Annotated in this window: 2 protein-coding genes; both read left to right on the top strand. The window is 75.1% G+C overall.

What is annotated here, in order from left to right; translation table 11 throughout:
• On the top strand, nt 1–333 hold a 333-nt coding region (locus CCN44_RS42400; protein ID WP_143650500.1), incomplete at its 5' end, for a penicillin acylase family protein.
• Nucleotides 326–662: GNAT family N-acetyltransferase (locus CCN44_RS42395; protein ID WP_143650498.1), on the top strand; the 337-nt coding region annotated here is incomplete at its 3' end. The genes CCN44_RS42400 and CCN44_RS42395, both read left to right, overlap by 8 nt.

The raw sequence follows: 662 nt of genomic DNA, 5'->3' as shown, positions 1-662 counted from the left end.
CTGGCCCCCTGGCAGGCGCTCCCGGCGGACCCGCCCCCCGCGGCGGACGAACCCGGTCTCGCCGGCGACCACGACTGCGTGCTGTGCACCTCGGCCGTCCCCGGCCTCACCGACCGCGCCGCCCGCGGCCCGGCCGCCCGCTACGTCTGGGACCTGGCCGACCGCGACAACAGCCGCTGGGTGGTCCCGTTCGGCGCCGACGGCGTACCCGGCGCCGCCCACCACCGCGACCAACTCCCGCTGTGGCTCCGGGGCGAACTGGCCCCGGTGATCACCGACTGGACCCGGCTCACCCCCGAACCCGCCCAGGAATCCGAGGAATCCGATGACTGACCTGCACGTCCAGCACATCGACGGCTACGGCACCGTCCGCATCCGCCCCCTGGACCCGGAGGGCGACGCGGACCTGATCCACGCCTGGGTGAGCGACGAACGCGCCGCGTTCTGGGGCATGAACGGCCTCACCCGGGCCCAGGTCGCCGAGATCTACGCCCACATGGCCACGCTCGACACCCACCACGCCCACCTGGTCACCAAGGACGGCGAACCGGCCGCCCTCTTCCAGACGTACGAGCCCGCCGCCGACCGGGTCGGCGAATGCTACGACGTCCGCCCCGGCGACCTCGGCGTGCACCTCCTGCTCGCCCCCGCCGGCCCCGCGG

This window comes from Streptomyces tricolor (genome assembly GCF_002155905.1).
GTDB lineage: Bacteria > Actinomycetota > Actinomycetes > Streptomycetales > Streptomycetaceae > Streptomyces > Streptomyces tricolor.
The sequence above is the reverse complement of the archived record's forward strand: the minus strand, read 5'-3'. Positions and strand labels throughout refer to the sequence as shown.